Origin of the sequence: Croceimicrobium hydrocarbonivorans, assembly GCF_014524565.1 — a bacterium.
In the GTDB taxonomy this organism is placed as follows: Bacteria; Bacteroidota; Bacteroidia; order Flavobacteriales; family Schleiferiaceae; genus Croceimicrobium; species Croceimicrobium hydrocarbonivorans.
In genome coordinates this window covers 1,250,614-1,268,177 of record NZ_CP060139.1, presented here as the reverse complement: position 1 = coordinate 1,268,177, position 17,564 = coordinate 1,250,614, and the positions used below count along the sequence as shown (strand labels likewise).

General features: G+C 45.6%; 18 protein-coding genes. 4 read left to right on the top strand and 14 right to left on the bottom strand.

The window, feature by feature from the left end; genetic code table 11:
- Positions 1–3: 3 nt before the first annotated feature.
- The 7 genes from murD to H4K34_RS05860 are packed head-to-tail and all read right to left on the bottom strand — an operon-like array spanning position 4 to position 7,727.
- Positions 4–1,347 carry a UDP-N-acetylmuramoyl-L-alanine--D-glutamate ligase gene (gene murD / locus H4K34_RS05890; RefSeq protein WP_210759898.1) on the bottom strand — a complete coding sequence of 448 codons (1,344 nt, stop codon included), beginning with the start codon at positions 1,345–1,347 and terminating at the stop codon, positions 4–6.
- Complete coding sequence (gene mraY, locus H4K34_RS05885; RefSeq protein WP_210759897.1) at positions 1,347–2,585, bottom strand: phospho-N-acetylmuramoyl-pentapeptide-transferase; 1,239 nt, start codon at positions 2,583–2,585, stop codon at positions 1,347–1,349. Before mraY ends, murD begins: the two co-directional genes overlap by 1 nt.
- Entirely contained in the window at positions 2,585–4,048 is a 1,464-nt protein-coding gene (locus H4K34_RS05880; RefSeq protein ID WP_210759896.1) for a UDP-N-acetylmuramoyl-L-alanyl-D-glutamate--2,6-diaminopimelate ligase, read from the bottom strand. Before H4K34_RS05880 ends, mraY begins: the two co-directional genes overlap by 1 nt.
- A complete protein-coding gene (locus H4K34_RS05875) occupies positions 4,045–5,991 on the bottom strand; it encodes a penicillin-binding protein (protein WP_246452206.1) in 1,947 nt (648 codons plus the stop codon). Before H4K34_RS05875 ends, H4K34_RS05880 begins: the two co-directional genes overlap by 4 nt.
- Before the next feature lie 36 nt (positions 5,992–6,027).
- Positions 6,028–6,372 (bottom strand): FtsL-like putative cell division protein, encoded by a 345-nt coding sequence (locus H4K34_RS05870; protein WP_210759894.1) that lies wholly within the window; start codon positions 6,370–6,372, stop codon positions 6,028–6,030.
- On the bottom strand, positions 6,365–7,267 hold the full coding sequence (rsmH, locus tag H4K34_RS05865) for a 16S rRNA (cytosine(1402)-N(4))-methyltransferase RsmH (RefSeq protein ID WP_210759893.1): 903 nt from the start codon (positions 7,265–7,267) through the stop codon (positions 6,365–6,367). Before rsmH ends, H4K34_RS05870 begins: the two co-directional genes overlap by 8 nt.
- Positions 7,254–7,727 carry a division/cell wall cluster transcriptional repressor MraZ gene (locus tag H4K34_RS05860; RefSeq protein ID WP_210759892.1) on the bottom strand — a complete coding sequence of 158 codons (474 nt, stop codon included), beginning with the start codon at positions 7,725–7,727 and terminating at the stop codon, positions 7,254–7,256. The genes rsmH and H4K34_RS05860 overlap by 14 nt, the downstream gene beginning before the upstream one ends.
- 360 nt (positions 7,728–8,087) lie before the next feature.
- On the opposite strand from H4K34_RS05860, the gene H4K34_RS05855 reads away from it, so the two are divergent.
- A complete protein-coding gene (locus H4K34_RS05855) occupies positions 8,088–8,723 on the top strand; it encodes a hypothetical protein (RefSeq protein WP_210759891.1) in 636 nt (211 codons plus the stop codon).
- Between the two features lie 38 nt (positions 8,724–8,761).
- On the opposite strand, the gene H4K34_RS05850 is transcribed toward H4K34_RS05855, so the two are convergent.
- Positions 8,762–9,799 (bottom strand): helix-turn-helix transcriptional regulator, encoded by a 1,038-nt coding sequence (locus H4K34_RS05850; protein WP_210759890.1) that lies wholly within the window; start codon positions 9,797–9,799, stop codon positions 8,762–8,764.
- 82 nt (positions 9,800–9,881) lie between these two features.
- On the opposite strand from H4K34_RS05850, the gene H4K34_RS05845 reads away from it, so the two are divergent.
- Together H4K34_RS05845 and H4K34_RS05840 are read left to right on the top strand one after the other, a co-directional pair.
- On the top strand, positions 9,882–11,246 hold the full coding sequence (locus tag H4K34_RS05845) for an RtcB family protein (RefSeq protein WP_210759889.1): 1,365 nt from the start codon (positions 9,882–9,884) through the stop codon (positions 11,244–11,246).
- 41 nt (positions 11,247–11,287) lie between these two features.
- The gene (locus tag H4K34_RS05840) at positions 11,288–11,617 is read left to right on the top strand and encodes a hypothetical protein (RefSeq protein WP_210759888.1); all 330 of its coding nucleotides are present in this window, start codon (positions 11,288–11,290) and stop codon (positions 11,615–11,617) included.
- Positions 11,618–11,619: 2 nt separating this feature from the next.
- Here H4K34_RS05840 and H4K34_RS05835 read toward each other — a convergent pair whose 3' ends face one another.
- Together H4K34_RS05835 and H4K34_RS05830 are read right to left on the bottom strand one after the other, a co-directional pair.
- Positions 11,620–12,012 (bottom strand): hypothetical protein, encoded by a 393-nt coding sequence (locus H4K34_RS05835; protein ID WP_210759887.1) that lies wholly within the window; start codon positions 12,010–12,012, stop codon positions 11,620–11,622.
- 92 nt (positions 12,013–12,104) lie between these two features.
- Positions 12,105–13,655, bottom strand: coding sequence for a S41 family peptidase (locus tag H4K34_RS05830; RefSeq protein WP_210759886.1), 1,551 nt, complete (start codon positions 13,653–13,655; stop codon positions 12,105–12,107).
- 73 nt (positions 13,656–13,728) lie between these two features.
- Between H4K34_RS05830 and H4K34_RS05825 the strand changes: the two genes are divergently transcribed.
- Positions 13,729–15,099, top strand: coding sequence for a hypothetical protein (locus H4K34_RS05825; protein WP_210759885.1), 1,371 nt, complete (start codon positions 13,729–13,731; stop codon positions 15,097–15,099).
- Positions 15,100–15,102: 3 nt separating this feature from the next.
- On the opposite strand, the gene H4K34_RS05820 is transcribed toward H4K34_RS05825, so the two are convergent.
- From H4K34_RS05820 to H4K34_RS05805, 4 genes are read right to left on the bottom strand one after another with little or no spacing between them, the layout of a single operon-like run.
- A complete protein-coding gene (locus H4K34_RS05820) occupies positions 15,103–16,080 on the bottom strand; it encodes an alpha/beta hydrolase family protein (RefSeq protein WP_210759884.1) in 978 nt (325 codons plus the stop codon).
- A 38-nt stretch (positions 16,081–16,118) separates the two neighbouring features.
- Positions 16,119–16,559, bottom strand: a complete 441-nt coding sequence (locus H4K34_RS05815) for a GNAT family N-acetyltransferase (RefSeq protein WP_210759883.1) — start codon at positions 16,557–16,559, stop codon at positions 16,119–16,121.
- Positions 16,559–17,077 carry a M23 family metallopeptidase gene (locus tag H4K34_RS05810; protein WP_210759882.1) on the bottom strand — a complete coding sequence of 173 codons (519 nt, stop codon included), beginning with the start codon at positions 17,075–17,077 and terminating at the stop codon, positions 16,559–16,561. Before H4K34_RS05810 ends, H4K34_RS05815 begins: the two co-directional genes overlap by 1 nt.
- Positions 17,078–17,452 (bottom strand): leucine-rich repeat domain-containing protein, encoded by a 375-nt coding sequence (locus H4K34_RS05805; RefSeq protein ID WP_210759881.1) that lies wholly within the window; start codon positions 17,450–17,452, stop codon positions 17,078–17,080.
- Positions 17,453–17,564: the final 112 nt, after the last annotated feature.

Sequence of the window (17,564 nt, the reverse complement as noted above, 5' to 3'; positions counted from 1 at the left end):
GGATTACAATTGGCGAACGGCATTTTTAAATTGACGACCACGGTCTTCGTAGTTCTCAAAAAGGTCGAAGCTGGCACAAGCTGGGCTCAGTAATACAGCGTCGCCCTTATCACCCATTTTGTAGGCCATGCGTACCGCTTCGTCCATGTCGGCCGCATCAATTACCATAGGAGCTAAACCTTCGAAGGCAGCGTGTAATTTGCTGTTGTCGGTCCCCAAGCAGATTAAAGCTTTAACCTTCTCGCCCACTAATTTGGCCAATTGGCTGTAGTCGTTTCCTTTATCAACTCCACCGGCAATCCAGATGGTAGGTTTTTGCATGCTTTCTAATGCATACCAGGTGGAGTTTACATTGGTAGCTTTAGAGTCGTTGATGAATTCAATACCGTAGATCTGCAGTACTGATTCGAGGCGGTGCTCAATGCTTTCGAAGGAAGCCAGGCTCTCGCGAATTGCTTCTTTGCGAATGTTTAATAAGCGTCCGGCTACACCCGAAGCCATGCTGTTGTAGGTGTTGTGCTTGCCTTGTAAGGCCAGTTCATTAATGTCCATATCTAATTGCTGGTTTATTATGATTTGTAGAATTCCGTCTGAATTGATTTGAGCGCCATTGTCTACTGATTGCTCCAAAGACAATTGCCATTGCTGAGCGCGGAGAGGATAATCCTGAAGGTATTTATTGGTCAGGGCATCGTCTACGCAGTAGATGAAATGATCCTTTTCATCTTGATTTTTACTAATGCGCAGCTTGGCCGCAGCATATTCATCTAGCGAATTATTGTAGCGATCTAAGTGATCCGGGGTAATATTGGTGAGGATGGCGATATGCGGCTTAAAGTGGATGATGTCATCCAACTGAAAGCTGCTTACCTCTAAAGCATAGTAATCGTGGTCGCCTTCGGCTATGGATCCGGCGAAGCTGGTGCCGATATTCCCTACCAGAGCAACGTTTTTGCCAGCGGTTTCCAGAAGGTGATGAACCATGCTGGTTACCGTAGTTTTACCATTGGTGCCGGTAATGGCAATGATGGTTCCCTGGCAATGGCGCGCGGCAAATTCAATTTCGGAGATCAGCTCGATTTGGGCAGTGCGGATCTTCTGAATTAAGGGGGTCTTTTCGGGGATACCGGGTGACTTAATAATGAGGTCGGCTCCCAAGATGCGATCCTCAGAATGCTGACCTTCCTCAAAGTCGATATTAGACTCGATTAGGGCCTGGCGATTTTCAGCCGAAAGGCTAGAGCGATCACTTAGGAACACACTATGCCCGAGCTTTTGCGCCAGTTTGGCTGCTCCCAAGCCGCTTTCGCCGCCGCCTAAAACTACTATGTTTAAGTTGCGGTTCACTAGCGAAGTTTGAGGGTTACAAAGGATAGTACAGCCAGGAAAATGCCCACAATCCAAAAGCGGGTTACGATCTTACTTTCGTGGAATCCTTTCTTTTGGTAATGATGGTGCAAGGGTGACATCAGGAAGATGCGACGACCTTCACCGTATTTCTTTTTGGTGCGCTTGAAATAGCTTACCTGAATGATTACCGAGAGGTTCTCTACCAGGAAGATTCCGCAGATAATGGGAATTAAAAGTTCTTTGCGAATGGCGATGGCGAATACTGCAATAATTCCTCCTAGGGTTAAGCTTCCGGTGTCGCCCATAAATACTTGAGCGGGGTGGGTATTATACCAAAGGAATCCAATGCAGGCTCCCACAAAGGCGGCGATAAAGATTACCAGCTCACCCGTATTGGGGATGTACATAATATTGAGGTAGTCCGCGAAAATGATACTGCCCGATACATAGGCGAAGATGCCCAAGGCAATGCCAATAATGGCGGAAGTACCTGTGGCCAGGCCATCAATTCCATCGGTAAGGTTAGCGCCATTGGAAACGGCGGTAATGATGAAGATTACAATGGGAATAAAGAGTAACCAGCCATAATCCTTGGTCCAGTCGCCCATCCAGGAAATTAAGCTGCTGTAATCGAATTCATTGTTCTTTACAAAGGGGATGGTGGTTTTTAGTGATTTCTCCGCATCTCCATAAACAGGTAAAGTTTGTGCTCGCTGGCCCTCTTCTGTTTCATACACATGGGCAGTGGCTTCACGATTTTTAATGGTTACGCCATCATTAAAATAGAGCATGCTGCCTACGATAATGCCCAGACCAACCTGACCTACCACTTTGAATTTTCCGGGTAAACCTTTTTTGTTTTTACGGAATACTTTGATGTAGTCGTCCAAGAATCCCACGGCGCCCATCCAAACTGTGGTGATGAGTAGCATGAGGATGTAAATGTTTTCGAGCTTGGCAAAAAGCAAAGTCGGAACGAGGATTCCCAATAAAATGATCAAGCCACCCATGGTTGGGGTACCGGCTTTTTCGCTCTGTCCTTCCAAGCCTAAATCGCGAATGCTTTCGCCTACCTGCTTGCGTTGTAAGAGTCCGATCAGGCTCTTGCCGAAAAGCAAACAAATGATTAGGGAACTGATTAATGCTGCTGCCGCGCGGAAGGTGATGTATTGGAATACACCGGCTCCGGGCAGGTCATAAGCTTGGTTGAGGTATTCGAAGAGGTAGTACAACATTAGTCCGGATATTTTTGATCGAGGGTTTCACGGGCAATGGCTAAGTCGTCGAAGGGAAAGCGCTCGCCTTTAATTTCTTGATAGGTTTCATGGCCTTTTCCGGCAATGAGGATGAGGTCTTTACTTTGACCTAATTGTATGGCGGTCCGAATCGCTTGCTTGCGATCGGTGATTTTTAAAACCTTATGACTGAGGTGCATTTCGATGCCCTTTTCCATTTCTTTGATAATGGCTTCGGGGTCTTCAAAACGAGGGTTGTCGGAAGTAAGAATTACCTGATCCGACATTTCGCTGGCGATACGTGCCATTAAGGGGCGCTTGGCAGCATCGCGATTTCCGCCGCAGCCTACTACGGTAATTACCTTCTCATTATTACTGCGGATGCTGGCAATGGTTTTTAAAACATTTTCCAAGGCGTCAGGCGTGTGGGCATAATCCACAATGGTGGTGAGCTCTTGCTTTTGCAGATATTGGAAACGACCGGCAACCGATTTCAGACTACTAATAGCGGTGGCCACCTGTAAGGGGTCTTTCTCCAGGCAAAGGGCTACACTGTAAATAGCTAATAGGTTGTAGGCATTGAAATCGCCAATAAGCTTGGTCCATACTTCTTGCTGACCCAAGCGCAGGAGCATACCATTGAGTTGATGTTCTAAGATGCGGCCTTTGTAATCGGCATCGTTTTTAAGCGCGTAGCGATATACCTTGGCTTTGGTATGCAAGGTCATGGTTTCGCCATGGCGGTCATCAGCATTGGTGAGCATAAAGGCCTGCTTGGGCAGGTCATCAAAAAGCTTCTTCTTAGCCTTGATATAGTTCTCGAAATTACCGTGGTAATCGAGGTGATCGTGGCTGATGTTGGTAAACACCGCTCCAGCAAAATGGAGTCCGGCGGTACGATTTTGTACGATGCCATGACTGCTGGCTTCCATAAAGCAGTACTTACAACCGGCCTTTACCATTTGGTCGAGGTAGCGGTTAATCTGTACCGGATCTGGAGTGGTGTGCGTAGCGGGAAATTCTTCCTTGCCTACACATACCTTTACAGTGGATAGTAATCCGGATTTGGAGCCTAAGAGGCTGAATAAATTATAGAGTAGGGTGGCGGTGGTGGTTTTGCCATTGGTGCCGGTAACGCCTACTAATTGTAATTTTTCGGAGGGTTGATCGTAGAAGTTGGCGGCAATCAGAGCCAGGGCTAAGCTGCTGTCTTTTACACCGATGAAGCAAACATTCTCTTTGGGTTCTTCGGGAATTTCTTCAGCTACAATGGCGGCGGCTCCCAGTTCCAGAGCTTTTTCGATAAACTGATGGCCATCTACTTGAGTTCCTCTTACGGCAACAAAAAGGGCGCCTTTGCTAACTTCGCGAGAATCGAAGCAAACTTTGCTTACCGCTACCTGGGTGCTGCCCGAGCGCTCGGTAAGTGGAACTCCATAAAGCAGGTCTTTTAGTAGTTTCATTGCAGTCGTAATTCTATCAGTTGATCTTTGGTGAGGAGGCTTCCTGCAGGAGGATATTGCCAATACACCTTACCCAGGCCACGTACATTTACCTTGAAACCGGCATTTTCGAGTCGACTTAAAAGCTCCATTCCATTGAGGCCGCTTAAGTCAGGAATTTCCTTTCCTTCTTTAGGTTCAAAGGCCATAGCTTCGGCTTGTCTTTCTGCAGGTTTCTGGTCGAGAAGGGCTAGTAAGGGTCTTTCATTGGCCTCTACTTCCAGTGGGGTGTTTTGGAATATTCTTTCGGCGATTTCGCGGAAAACCGGAAAAGCCACATTAGAGCCGTAATAGTCGTATTTCGGTTTATTTACCACCACAATACAGGAGTACTGTGGGTCTTCAGCGGGGAAGTATCCTGCGAAAGAAGCTTGATATTCTTTGGTGCCCTCTTTCCAATAATTCAATTGGCAGGTGCCGGTTTTTCCAGCCATAGTACAAACCGAATAAGCTCCGGCGCGAGCGGTACCATCTTCCACTACCCCTTGCAATAAGGCTTGAAGTTTTTGCAGGGTTTCGGGTGAGCAAATGGCAGGGTTTAAAACCTCGGTTTCCATTTGTTCTACTTCGCGACCATGTTCTTGAACGCTGGCTAAAAAACGAGGACGTACCATAATACCGTCATTCGCCACCGCATTGTAGAGGCTAAGGATTTGTAATGGGGTAAAGCTTACCTGATAGCCGAAGGAAATCCAGGGTAGGGAAATGCCACTCCAGTCCGAATCGCTGGGTTTAGGGATACGGGGTTTGCCTTCTCCCTTAATGGGGATGCCTAATTCACGATCTAAGCCAATGCTGTATAAGCGATCGATAAAGCGCTGAGGCTGATTTTCGTAATGGTCGATTACGGTTTTGGCGATGCCTACATTGCTGGATTTCTCAAAGGCCACTTTAAGAGTGGTTTTGCCATAGCCCTTGCCATTACTGTCTTTGATTTTACTGTCGAGGTATTCGTAAACCCCGTTTTCGGTATCCACCGGAGAGCTGGTGTCGGCATAGCCATCTTCAAAAAGCGCCAAAACAGAAGCTAGTTTAAAGGTGGAGCCAGGTTCGGTGCTTTCCCAAACGGCATAATTTCGTTTCTCGAAATAGGTGCCCATATCGGTGCGACCCAGATTGGCAATCGCTTTAATAGCACCGGTTTTCACTTCCATCACCACCGCGCAACCGTGGTCGGCCTCTTGTTTTTCGAGCATATGCAGCAAGGCGTGGTGTGCGATATCTTGCATGCGGGTGTCGATGGTGCTTACCAGATCATAACCATTGATGGGCTCAATTTCATTGAGGTCGTTGAGTGGTTTCCAGTTGCCATTGCCAATTTTTTGCTTTAGGCGTTTGCCGTCTTTGCCACGCAAGTAGGTGGCATAGGCACCCTCTAGGCCGGTGGCTACATTCTTGCGCTCCCGACCAATGGTGCGTTCCGCGATTTTACCAAGCGGCATTTTGCGATGGTTTTCCTGTTCTATAATCAGGCCACCGCGGTAGGTGCCTTCTTTGAGAATGGGATATGTGCTAATGACCTTGAGTTCGGTGTAGCTGAGTTTATCGGCTAGAGCCAGGTAGCGATTGCCTTTTTGGCGGGCGCTTACCAAATAGGATCGCCAGCCTGCAGAATTACGTTTTCCTGGAAACTTTGCTAAGTAAAAACTGAGAGAGTCGATATTGTCAAAGAAGAGCTCTTCTTTAACGGTTACCGGATCGAAGTGTAAATCGTATACCGGCATGGAGGTAGCAAGAAGCTTGCCGTCGGCACTGTAAATATTGCCGCGTTCTGCTTGGATGTCCATCTCGCGGATCACCTCATTTTCGGCTTTTTGACGCAGAGCAGGGCCTTCAATAAACTGAATGCTAATCAGCTTACCGAAAATAGCGAGGGTCAGGAGCCCCAGTGGAATGAATACCACAAATGCCCTGCTTAATATGGATTTTTGCTCTTGCAACTATTCGTCCTCCTGCTTTTTGATAATTAGGGGCGGCAACTCGCTTTTACGCAGCGGGAGCCCGGCCTCTTCTACGCGCGCCAGTACTTTGGTTTCCATGCTCTCACTCATCAGGCGGGAGCGGGTATCGATAAACTGGGAGTGTAGTTCTTTCATGTCGGAGCGCAGTCGGGCAATGCGATGCACCTTGCGCTCGGCACTATGGCTACTGGCGGTCATGATCAGGGCCAGCACACAGAGGAATAGAATGAAGGGCCACTGCTGCAGCACCTTGGGGTTTACCAAGAAGCGGCCAGTTAGCAAAGTGCTCAGGCGATTGCCAGTATTTTGCTTGGGCTCAGTCATTCTTAATGAGTAGTTCGGCGGCACGCAGCTTAGCACTGCGGGCTCTGGGGTTCTCGTTTATTTCGTTCGCCTCGGGGGCGATGGGTTTGCGGGTTACAGGTTCGAGAGGGCGGATCAGATTTCCGTAAAAATCTTTTTCTGGCTGACCTTCAAAATTTCCGGTGCGGAAGAAATTCTTCACCAAACGATCTTCAAGGCTGTGGTAGCTGATGCATACCAATCGACCTCCGGGACTCAATACTTCCGGGGCTTGTTGGAGCATTTCTTCAATCACCAAAAGCTCTTCGTTTACCTCAATGCGGATGGCTTGAAATACCTGGGCTAAAAACTGTCCTCTTTTATTGCGAGGTGCAAAGCCTTCGGCAACACGCACTAAGTCGAAAGTGGTTTCGAGGGGGCGGGCTTGCAGAATAGCTCTACTTAAAGCTCCGGCTGAGCGAATCTCGCCATAGCGGAAAAAGAGATCTCGTAATTGCTTTTCTCCGTATTGATTAAGTACCTCCTTGGCGCTAAATGCCCGGTCGGGATTCATACGCATATCCAAAGGGGCCTCGTAGCGTAGGCTAAAGCCGCGGCTGCCTTCATCAATTTGGTGGGAGGAAATGCCGAAGTCACCTAAGATGCCATCTACCTTGCGGGCGCCATGCATGCGCAGCATTTTCTTGAGATGACGGAAATTGGATTCGATTAAGGTGAAGCGGGGGTCATTAGGAACATTGTTCTTGGCATCGGGATCCTGGTCGAAGGCGAATAATTTGCCATTAGGTCCAAGACGATTCAAAATTTCCTGGCTGTGTCCGCCACCGCCAAAAGTGAGGTCGGCATAGATGCCATCCTCGCGGATCGACATCAGATCAACACTCTCATGTAAAAGAACGGGTTTATGATAATCCATCTGCCTCCTCATTAAGGCCGCCCATTACGTCTTCGGCCAATTGACCAAAGTCGATCTCAGGATCATTGATAGTGGCTTCGTAGGCGGCCTTATCCCAAATTTCGATGGTACCCACCGAGGCGGAAAGCACGATTTCGCTTTTCAGATTACTGAAGGCGATGAGGTCATTGGGGACATTAATTCGGCCGCTGCCATCCACTTCAACCAGTTTAACACCGGCGGTAAAGCGGCGGATGAAATCATTATTCTTTTTCACGAAGCGGTTCAGGCGATTCACCTTGGCCATGGTGCCTTCCCACTCTTGCATGGGATAGAGCTCGAGGCAAGGCTGAAAAACACTGCGCTTTAAAACAAAGCCCTGATCGAGTAGAGGTAAAAGCTGCTTCTTAAGGCCACTGGGGATTCCCACGCGACCTTTCGCATCCATTTTACACTCATGTACTCCTATCAGATTCAGCATTTTAGCTTTTCTCCACTTCTTGATTCAAAAATAGAAACTTTGCCCCACAATTTCCCACTAAGTGCCATTATGTGGATAAGTTTCCTCACTTGAAACGAAAAACACTTTAGATGAATTGTGTTAAATACCTGTAAAATAAGGGTTAATACTCTATTTTTTGGTGGTGGGGGAAAGTGGGGTGGGTTTTGGATGTCTAATTTTTGTTAGTAAAGCAAAGAGCGGGAATTTGCGAATGGTCTTTTGCTATTGTGGCGGGCGATGGGTTAAAGGGCTTTAAAAATCAGGGTATTACGGGGGTGTTCTGTTTTAGATGTGGGAGATAGTCTTAAATTGATGACCACTAAGCAATACTCCTAAGCCATGTTCAAGCGCTATCTGAAATCTATTCTCAAATACATCCTGGAATTACTGATTGTAGCCTTCGGGGTTTTCTTGGGTTTTTACCTCAGTGAAAAGAGTAATCAGGAGAAAGTGGATGCCAATACTCGCAATGCTTTGGAGCAGATAATTGCCGAGATGAAGGCCAATGCCCGGATCTTGGAATCAGCAGTTGCCTATCACGAACAATTAGCCCTGGAGCTAGATAGTGCCTTGCAGGGTCTGGAGGGGGAAGATTTTAGATTACCCTATTATGGTAACCCCAAAATCAATCATAATAAACTGCCATCTTGGAAGGGAGTGGGTACAGTGCGCTTATCCGAAACCATATATGAAAGTGCCAAGATTAGCGGAGTCTTTCAAGATTTGAATATTTCAACCATTCAGTTGATATCCAGCATTTACGAATTTCATGATGTGTATGCGGAGTTCACCAAATCTACTGTAGATCAGCTTTTGGCCTTGGATTCGGAATCCAAAACCGGAGATGTGCTCGAGCTCTTAGGTAGGCTTTGTAAGTATGATATTGTTTCTATCGAAAGAGGCTTATTGGGGGATATCCAGAAGCAGGTAGTGGAATTGGAAAACAGATTAGGGACTGATGCTTATAGAAAGTGATCATGCCTGGAGGTCAAGTCTTTAATGTAGATGAATTTCTATTCTTGAATGCGGTGCAAATGAAAATCTCGGTCATATTGTTCTGCAGCCTTACTTAGTTTATAGTGCATTCGTTTTACTAATCGTTCTGGTTTTAAAACCCTGATATTATCAGCATAGCCTAAAAGGTGCCGCTCAATCTCAAAATTGTGATGCACTTTAAAGCCTACAATTACGGAGCCGTCGCTGTAGGTTTCCAAAGTTTTTTGACTAGAGTGAATCGGTTTGGTTACTACATACGGGGCATTGGAAGGGTTGATCCAAATCTCAATGTCGATTAAATCGCGGTCACTAAGAACAGTAACTCCAAAGGTGTTTTTATAATATTCGTCTGGGTCAAAATCAGAAGGTTCATATCTGGATTTCAAGTCAAGGTCGATCGATTGAATGCGGTCCAAGGCTAAGTTGAAAATTCGACCAATGCCTTCTTTTCGACCAATCACGAACCATCGATTATTAAACTCTTTCAGTAGGTAAGGCTGCAGTTTAAAGTTTACAGCTCTTTTATTGCTGAAGGATTGGTAATTGATGTTGAGTACTATTTCTTTTTGAATGGCTTGGTAAATTTCATCCAAGAACTCCAGACCTTTCAGCTGTTCGTTTTTATCGAGATGAATAATTGCTCGGCTATTCGAGTTTCGATGGATCTTATCTTCTAGCTTTTGGATCACGCCATTTAAATCTCGAAAAAGTGAGAAATCCTTGAACTGACGTAAAATTTCGACGGATTCGTTTATGACCTCCAGGTCCAAATCATTCAAGGGGATATCGCTAATCTTAAAGTCGGGATCGGCATAGCGGTAGTATTTGCGATCGTAAACCTCAATTGGAGCTTCGTAGCCTAGTTTTTCGCTGCGCATTAATTGCAAGTCTAACTGAATAGTACGACGGCTCAGCTCTATTTTTCGACCTTCCAAATCGTACAATGCCTCGGTACAAGCTTCACGGAGGTCTTCTAGGGTCCAGCGTCTGTGTTGATTCTGTAAACAACGGTCGATGGTCCGGTATCGGATTAATGCTTTTTTAGTCCATGCCATGCGGGCAAATTAAAGCCAAATTTTAACTACGCAAAATGATTGCGCACTTGTCTTTTAATCTTGCTGAAGAATTACAATCATTATGAAAGTAACAGGCAAAACTTTAATCGAAATGGGCTACCGACCCGGAAAGTGGTTCCGGGAAGCCATCGCTCATGCCAACGAAAACAACCTAGAAGGAGATCGCTTAAAAGCCTATTTAGCGGATCAGGCTCCACAGGAGATATATCCTCATGATGAAATTTCAGCCTATGTGCGAAATATTCGGGCAGAGGATGAGACTGAGCAGGCAAATGTGGCCAATGTTTTTGCGACCATGGATGAAGTGATGAAAACCCCTACTGCGGTTAAGGGTGCGGTTATGCCTGATGCATGTCCCGCCGGACCCTTGGGGCAGATTCCGGTAGGTGGTGTGGTGGCTACACGTAATGCTATTCATCCCGCCATGCATTCGGCAGATATCTGTTGTTCGGTTATGATGACTTCTTTTGGTTTTACGGATCCTAAGAAGGTTTTGAATGCAGCCCATGCCGTTACTCATTTTGGTGGTGGTGGGCGCAAGGATCCCTTTGATTTAAGTCCTGATTTGGTGGATAAGATGAAGGGGAATTATTTCCTGAATAACGAAGCGAGCTTGTCTTTTGCTCATAGTCATATGGGTACTCAAGGGGATGGGAATCATTTTCTGTTTGTGGGGCAATCGGAACAAAGTGGTGAAACGATTATGGTAACCCATCATGGAAGTCGAGGATTGGGGGCAAACCTCTATAAGAATGGTATGAAGCTGGCCGAATCCTTCCGGCGAGAGATTTCTCCTAAGACCCGAAAGGGTAATGGTTGGATTCCTTTTGATACGGAAGAAGGAAAGGCCTATTGGGATGCCTTGCAGCTTGTTAGAGAATGGACCAAGAGCAATCACAGTAGTATTCATGATGCAACGATTGCTCGCTTGAAGGTTGAGGTAAAGGAGCGTTTTTGGAATGAACACAACTTCGTTTTTAAGGAAGGTGATTTATTCTATCATGCTAAAGGAGCGACTCCCTTAGATGATCGCTTTGTGCCCGATAGCTACCAGCAATTGCGCTTGATTCCATTAAACATGAGTGAGCCAGTATTAATTGTAAAGGGCGATACCACTGCGGCTAACCTGGGTTTTGCACCGCATGGAGCAGGTCGAAATATGAGTCGCAGGAGTCATAAAAGGGCTTTAGCAAACCGTTCAGTAGACGCAATTTTTGCAGAGGAAACGGCGGGTTTGGATGTACGCTTCTTCTCAAACCATATTGATATTTCCGAATTGCCTTCGGCCTACAAGAATGCGGATTCAGTACGTCGGCAAATGAAGGAGTTTGGATTAGGAGAAGTGGTGGATGAGATTATTCCCTTTGGCTGCATTATGGCTGGCGATTGGCAGTTTGATGCACCGTGGCGAAGGAAGAAAAGCTAATGCCTGATTAGTGGTGGGTGGGAGGTTTAAAAATTTTAAAAATGAGCGTAGCACATATTAAGGAGCTTTATGCTCAATTGTTAAGATCTAAGTGGAGGGTGAGTATTGTGCCCTTGGCAGGATTGGAGGGACTTTGGCACATTGAAAATACACGGACCAAGAATAGTTTTGATTTGGTCTTTACCATTTATGGGAATCGGAAATTTGGTGCTTGGAAGGGAGATGAATCATTTGATAATGCTATCTCATGCCGCTTGAAAGGCTCAGAAAGTATCTCCGTCTATTTCGGGAAATTTTCTGGTGAGTTTCAGTGGAACCTGACTTTGTTTGTTCAACAACTGAATGCTATTGCAAGTAATGATGATGTTTGAGCTTATTTTTCATTTTGCCCATGAAACCTCTTCAAAATCCAAACTGCCACCGCTACTTCCACTAAACTTAAGGGAATGGCGTAAATCAAAATACCCTTTGGTAAGACCAGCATATTTCCGGTAACCAGCCACATCAATACAAAGCCCATGAGCCAGGCCCAAAGCAGGCTTTCCTTGAAGCTGAATTTTCGGCTTAGCGCCGATATTGCAAGAGCGAAGAGAAAGCCCCAAATGCCCCAAATTGCTCCATTGATAGGCTCGGCAGGGAATTCCAGGCCCAAGCTTTGATAATGGGCTTGCCATTCCGATTTTAATAGGAATTCATTGCGAAAGAACTCACTGAGATTAATCCAGATACCTGCCAGTAGAACAGGCAAAATTTTGTTTCTAAACATGGGCCTCTTATTTCCTTAAATGTAGGCTTTTGAGTCGCTTGATAAGGACTTTGTTCGCGGCTTTGGAACTTAGTCGAGTCTTGAATTTATACCTAATAGATCATCGAATCGCCCACCTCCGATTTCCACATTATGGCTAGTGCAGATTGAGGGTGAAGCGCCATCCATTCTTCTAAACTTTCAAAGTCGGTTTTTAGGCCTCTTGCGACTTTTTCGGGATCAATATTCAGGCTGTATTTGGCTGTGCTGAAGTGGACTGTCACTCCGGTCCAGGGCAATTGGGCGACCATTACCATTCCTCCCTGACCTCCTCGGGCACAAGCATTTTCCGGACCGATAAATAGCGCATTGCTATATTCTCTCGCTAAAGAGGAAAAGATGCCCGCAGCTGAGCGGGTCCATTCATCGATCAAGATGATAACCTGGCCTTCAAAGCGATTGCTGTCCGCTGGCTGCACCTCGAGGGAAGGGTAATTAGTCCAGGTCCAAAGGCTGTCTGAGTCTTGCGCAAATTGCATGGTATCATTCAGACCCTGATCTGAGAGGATTAAATCCTGAAAACTGAAATTCCCCAGTTTTTTGAATCGCACTTCTTCAATATAGCGCTGAGGTTCATTTAGCAGATAGGACAGGAGCTTTTTGCCATTGGCAGTCCAGCCTCCGGTATTACCCCGGAGATCAATGATTAAAGTATCCAGACCTTCTTCGGCTATAGCTGCAAATACCGAGTCGGTATAGTGATTAAAGTTTTGCCCCATCGCCTCAATGCCTTCATTTCTAAACCAGCCAATGCGGTAATAGGCCATGTCTTTATTGGGCCAGCTTTGGAATTCCAAAAATTTGGAAGGCTTGGCAGCTATGGGCGCTAGGGTCTTTTGGATAGAGTCAATCTTCCCTTTTGACAGGGCTTTGAGAGTCAGCTTTTCTAAACGATCATGCTTGCGAACTTGGATCTCAAAGTGCTCCGGGTTTTCAATGAAATTGGAATAGGCATTCCGAAAGTACTTTTCGATTTCTTGTCGCGCTTTTGGAGCAGAGCGCCCATCCTTATACATATGCTGGCTAAGCAAATGGCTAATTTCATTAGGATTTCGACCATTGATTTTGCTAATCTCCATGCCCCTTTTTAAAGCTGAGTTTCGGGAATAATTCTCCTTTATGAAGTATTGATCCCCTTCGATTTTCAGATCTAGTGGCAGCAGTTTAATACTAGTATCCCGATAAGGGAAGTAACTGTTTCGATGCGACCAACCACTATGACCACAAGCCATAAAATTGAAAGTCATGGCCAGGCTGCGAATAAAATCCAAATAATAAGCGGAATCGGACAAGGCACAGATTTGAGTGTCGAAAAAACTATCCATCTCTTTCTGACTGCGATAGCGATACAAATTTGGATTAGCCTCCTCCAGCATTAGCTTTAAAATCTGATAGTCACTCTGGAGGTAATCTGGAGCAATTTTGTTGTGGTAGTCCAGATTAAGGATGGGTCCCTTATTTGCTTGGTATCGCTCTATACTGCTGTCAGGAGAAAAGCTATGATCGGCGCAAGCCATTTCATCTGGAGCTGGTCCGTTTTGGCAGGACCAGAGGCTTAGGCTTAAAAAAAGGAGGCTGAGTTTTTTCACCCGTGGAAAATACATAATTCAATAGGGGCTTGCATTAAATTAGTCCTAAAGCTCATTGAGCCTGAGTCGATTTGCTACATTTAATCACATGAAAATACCTTTCTTATTCCTCATCGGGCTTTTTGCTTTTGGTCTCTCTGCCCAGGACCTAGCGTCTGAAAGTCCAAACCTTCGTCAGGATCCTTTGTGGTTTAAGTACAATCGTTCCTATGGTTTTTTAAGTACCAGTTTAGACGTAGATGAAAAGGGTAATATCTATACCGGTGGAACCTTTCAAACAATTTTAGATTGTATTGATACGGTGTACGAAATGCCGCGTCGTCCATTCCGAGAAACCTTCGCCAATTTCCCCTTTGTTCAGAAGTTTAGTGAGCAGGGTGATTTATTGTGGACCGTGCGCGTATCGGGTCAGGCTCGACTTCATGATTTAAAGGTGGATGCTGAATCTTCGGTTTATTTCTGCGGTGAGGTTTGGAGTTCTGAATTGGTATTTATGTCGACCAATGGGCAATTGGATAGCATAAAGATCGACCCTCAATTATATCGGGGTTTATACTTGGCAAAGTTTGATTCGAATGGCATTTTTCAACAGGCCACTTTTTATGGAGAGCTGCCACATAGCAATGCTTCGGCCATGACTTTAACCGAAGAAGGGGAAGTGGTGTTAGCCGGGAATTATATGTACCGCGATCAGAATGAAATTATTCGTAATTGGTTGCTGATGAAGTACGATGCAAATTTTCAGCAGGAATGGTTACGAGCTGGAGATTCTGCGGGCCGCTCCAATTTATTGACTATCGATTTGGATGGTTGGGGAAATATCTATGCCGGAGGGTCTTATGCCGAACATTTGAAGATTGAAGAAAAGGAGTATAATCTTCGCCATGAAACCCAAAAAGCTTTTGTGGCAAAATGGAATGAAGAGGGTGAGCTCAAGTGGTTAAACGGGGCTATTACCGATACGGCAGATCAACATGCCCAAACGGTGATCAATGAATTGCGAGTCGATTGGTGGCATCGCATTTATTTTGCAGGGAGTATATTTTCACGACTTACAGTAGGTAAACTTCAAAGGGATGGAGACTTAGCCTGGCGTCATCGCAGTGAAGGTCGCTCCAGCTATCCATTTGGAATGGAATGGAAAGACCCTAAAAACCTATTGCTCTACGGACATGGCTATGGCGGTACTTTTAATAGTCGCAAAGGAGCCCCCGAAATAAGTTATCAGGTTAAAGGAAGCACCGACTTTTTCGTGATCGAAGAAAGCAAGCGCGGAGAGCTCAAACGAGTTTTAGTGGGTGGGGCGGAAGGCACTGACTATGCCACCGCATTATTTTGGCGCAAGGGGAAACTTTACCTCTTGGGCCATGATTTAGGTGGACCTGATGTGGTCTTCCGAACTCAAAGCATCGAGTCGAATCGTCCCGTAATGTGGTTGGCTTGCTGGGACTGGGAATAATTCCTAGCGACCGTGATATTTCATATTGGGTAAGGCTTCGCCGTCCTTAAGGAAGCGATCGAACCAGGCGATGACCTCGTCACTTACCTCCTCCCGGAATTCCGAAATTCCATGATCTCCACCTTCGAAGATCATTAAGCGGTAAGGGACTCTTTCTTGGTCGAGTAAAAGGGCCAGCTTTAAACTTTGATCGGCCTTCACTCGCCAATCGGCATTGCCGTGGAGTAAAAGAATGGGTACATCTTTCGGGAATTTCTCTGGCCAGGATACTGCTGATCTTTTTTGCAATTCAGCCTCTTTGTTGGCTTCGTAATTTGGAACTAATTCCGCGAGAACGCCCTTTTCCATTTCGGGGCGATCTTCAATATTTGCGGGCATATCGGCCAGAGCCCCGCCTACAACCGCCGCTTTAACCTTCATACCTTCGCTCAAGGCGCGATAGGTCATCATGCCGCCTCGGCTCCAGCCAAAAAGACCAATAGCAGAAGTATCCGCCGCTGGAATTTCTTGCAGTACCCGAGGGAGGATCAATACATCATTTACATCAGCCCCGCCAAATTCTTCCTGGCCTTCGCTGCCGCCACTGCCGCGGTATTGACTGGCAATGACTACATATCCCTTGCTGGCCATTTGTCCTAATAAGGTAGCACCATGGGCAATTTTTAAGCTGCCGGTATTGCGATTTCCACCGCGATTGTAGATGATACAAGGATATTTTCCTTCAGCCTTAGGTTTAACCATCAAGCCGTTGATCTTCAAACCATCGCTGAGGTAGCTAATGCTGTAGATTTCAATGGAATCCAAATACTGGTATTCCTTTTTCCATTGGGTTTGGCCATCGATCGTTTCGCTGAGACGTGAATAGATAGGAGTTTTGGAAAGGTCTTCGATAAGTCGAGATTCCAGTAAAATATTTTGCCCTTGGAGGGAGATTGAATTCAGAGCAAGAAAACAAATGAAATAGCGAAGAAATAAGGTCATGGGGAAATGATGATTTAGAGGCGAAATTAAGCCAAATTTTAGGGGAGCTTTTTAAACATCTTCAAATGCGGAATATGATCTTCATCAAAATAGTCGCCTTGCGCTTGAAAGCCTTGTTGAAGGTAGAAATTAACGGCAGTATCCCGAGCATGACAGTAAACTCTGTTGCCTCCGCGATTGAGAATCCAGCTTTCGCAATACTGCATTAAGGCAGTGCCTAGGCCCTGACTTTGACGATCGGCGCGAATGGCCACCCTTTGCATCTTGTATTGTTTTCCTTCCTGAACTAAGGCGGCGGTACCAGATAAGAGATCCGATTCGTATAAGCCAAAATGGAAATGCTTTTTTTCTTCTTCCAGTTCTTCTGGACTAAATGGCAAGGCGGGAGGCTGACGTAATATCGCTTCCCGCAATTGAATGAGATCTTTCCATTCGGACTCCTCCGCTTTTAGATCTCGAATTGAAATGGACTTAGACATTAAGGCGTGCTGCTTAAATAATCGATAGGATTAAGGTAGAACATTTTTCGCCAGCCTTGAGGAGCATTGTCAATGCGCCAGGGATATGGTGTTAAAGTGAAGATGCTGTAATGCAAATGCGGAGCTTTGCCGGCGGCATTGCCAGTGCTTCCAACCGTGCCTATCTTCTTTCCGCCTGAGATAAAAGCACCAAGCTTCTCGTCAATATCGGCTAAATGGGCGTAATAGTGCAGGCGCCATTTGGGTCCTAAAATTAAAATGACTTTCCCTCCCATGCGGATTTCACCCGAATACAATACCAGACCACTAGTGGCGGCTTGCAATTCGGTGCCTTCCTTGGCAAAGATGTCGACTCCTTTATGCGTTACTGATTTGCCCCAAGGGTAATACCAGAAAGATTCAGAATTATAATCCGCTTGGCTAGCTCCCTTCACGGGCATTTTTAGGTTCTGAGGAATAAGCATGCCTAGTAACCAAATTGTAAAGAGGCCTAAAAGGAATTTGTAGCGTTTCTTCATTTAGTATTCAAATCGAATGTCGCATTTTGGAAGCAATCTGCGGATGCGCTTTCTTTCTTCCTGATTAATAGGGTTTTCAATCAAGTTTAATCTCTTGAGCTTTTTTAAGTTACGGATGCTGCTGGGTAAACTCGTGATATTATTTCGAAACAAATCGAGGTATTCCAAATTTTGAAGTTCACCAATCTCACTGGGAAGAGAATCTAATTGATTGCATCCAAGATTCAGGTTTTTTAATCTCTGAAGGTGCCTTATTTCAGGAGGAAGAATGTGAATTTTACTTTTTGTAAGACTTAGGCTTTCTAGTTTCGTGAAGTTCTTGATCTCTGGAGAGATGGTGTCAATTGAAGGGGAGTCGATTCCAATTTCAACCAATTGAATTAGCTTGTAGAACTTGGGAGGGAGTTCAGTTGCATTGATGCATGTCTTAGAAAAACTTCTTAGGGTGTCTACGTAAGCTGTGTCGTATCGACCCCAGAAATCATAA

What these genes read in the sequence shown, in the direction of transcription:
- mraY (WP_210759897.1), bottom strand. Translation starts at nt 2,585, where the DNA reads ATGTTGTACTACCTCTTCGAATACCTCAACCAAGCTTATGACCTGCCC.
- H4K34_RS05880 (WP_210759896.1), bottom strand. Translation starts at nt 4,048, where the DNA reads ATGAAACTACTAAAAGACCTGCTTTATGGAGTTCCACTTACCGAGCGC.
- H4K34_RS05870 (WP_210759894.1), bottom strand. Translation starts at nt 6,372, where the DNA reads ATGACTGAGCCCAAGCAAAATACTGGCAATCGCCTGAGCACTTTGCTA.
- rsmH (WP_210759893.1), bottom strand. Translation starts at nt 7,267, where the DNA reads ATGGATTATCATAAACCCGTTCTTTTACATGAGAGTGTTGATCTGATG.
- H4K34_RS05860 (WP_210759892.1), bottom strand. Translation starts at nt 7,727, where the DNA reads ATGCTGAATCTGATAGGAGTACATGAGTGTAAAATGGATGCGAAAGGT.
- H4K34_RS05855 (WP_210759891.1), top strand. Translation starts at nt 8,088, where the DNA reads ATGTTCAAGCGCTATCTGAAATCTATTCTCAAATACATCCTGGAATTA.
- H4K34_RS05850 (WP_210759890.1), bottom strand. Translation starts at nt 9,799, where the DNA reads ATGGCATGGACTAAAAAAGCATTAATCCGATACCGGACCATCGACCGT.
- H4K34_RS05845 (WP_210759889.1), top strand. Translation starts at nt 9,882, where the DNA reads ATGAAAGTAACAGGCAAAACTTTAATCGAAATGGGCTACCGACCCGGA.
- H4K34_RS05840 (WP_210759888.1), top strand. Translation starts at nt 11,288, where the DNA reads ATGAGCGTAGCACATATTAAGGAGCTTTATGCTCAATTGTTAAGATCT.
- H4K34_RS05835 (WP_210759887.1), bottom strand. Translation starts at nt 12,012, where the DNA reads ATGTTTAGAAACAAAATTTTGCCTGTTCTACTGGCAGGTATCTGGATT.
- H4K34_RS05830 (WP_210759886.1), bottom strand. Translation starts at nt 13,655, where the DNA reads ATGTATTTTCCACGGGTGAAAAAACTCAGCCTCCTTTTTTTAAGCCTA.
- H4K34_RS05825 (WP_210759885.1), top strand. Translation starts at nt 13,729, where the DNA reads ATGAAAATACCTTTCTTATTCCTCATCGGGCTTTTTGCTTTTGGTCTC.
- H4K34_RS05820 (WP_210759884.1), bottom strand. Translation starts at nt 16,080, where the DNA reads ATGACCTTATTTCTTCGCTATTTCATTTGTTTTCTTGCTCTGAATTCA.
- H4K34_RS05815 (WP_210759883.1), bottom strand. Translation starts at nt 16,559, where the DNA reads ATGTCTAAGTCCATTTCAATTCGAGATCTAAAAGCGGAGGAGTCCGAA.
- H4K34_RS05810 (WP_210759882.1), bottom strand. Translation starts at nt 17,077, where the DNA reads ATGAAGAAACGCTACAAATTCCTTTTAGGCCTCTTTACAATTTGGTTA.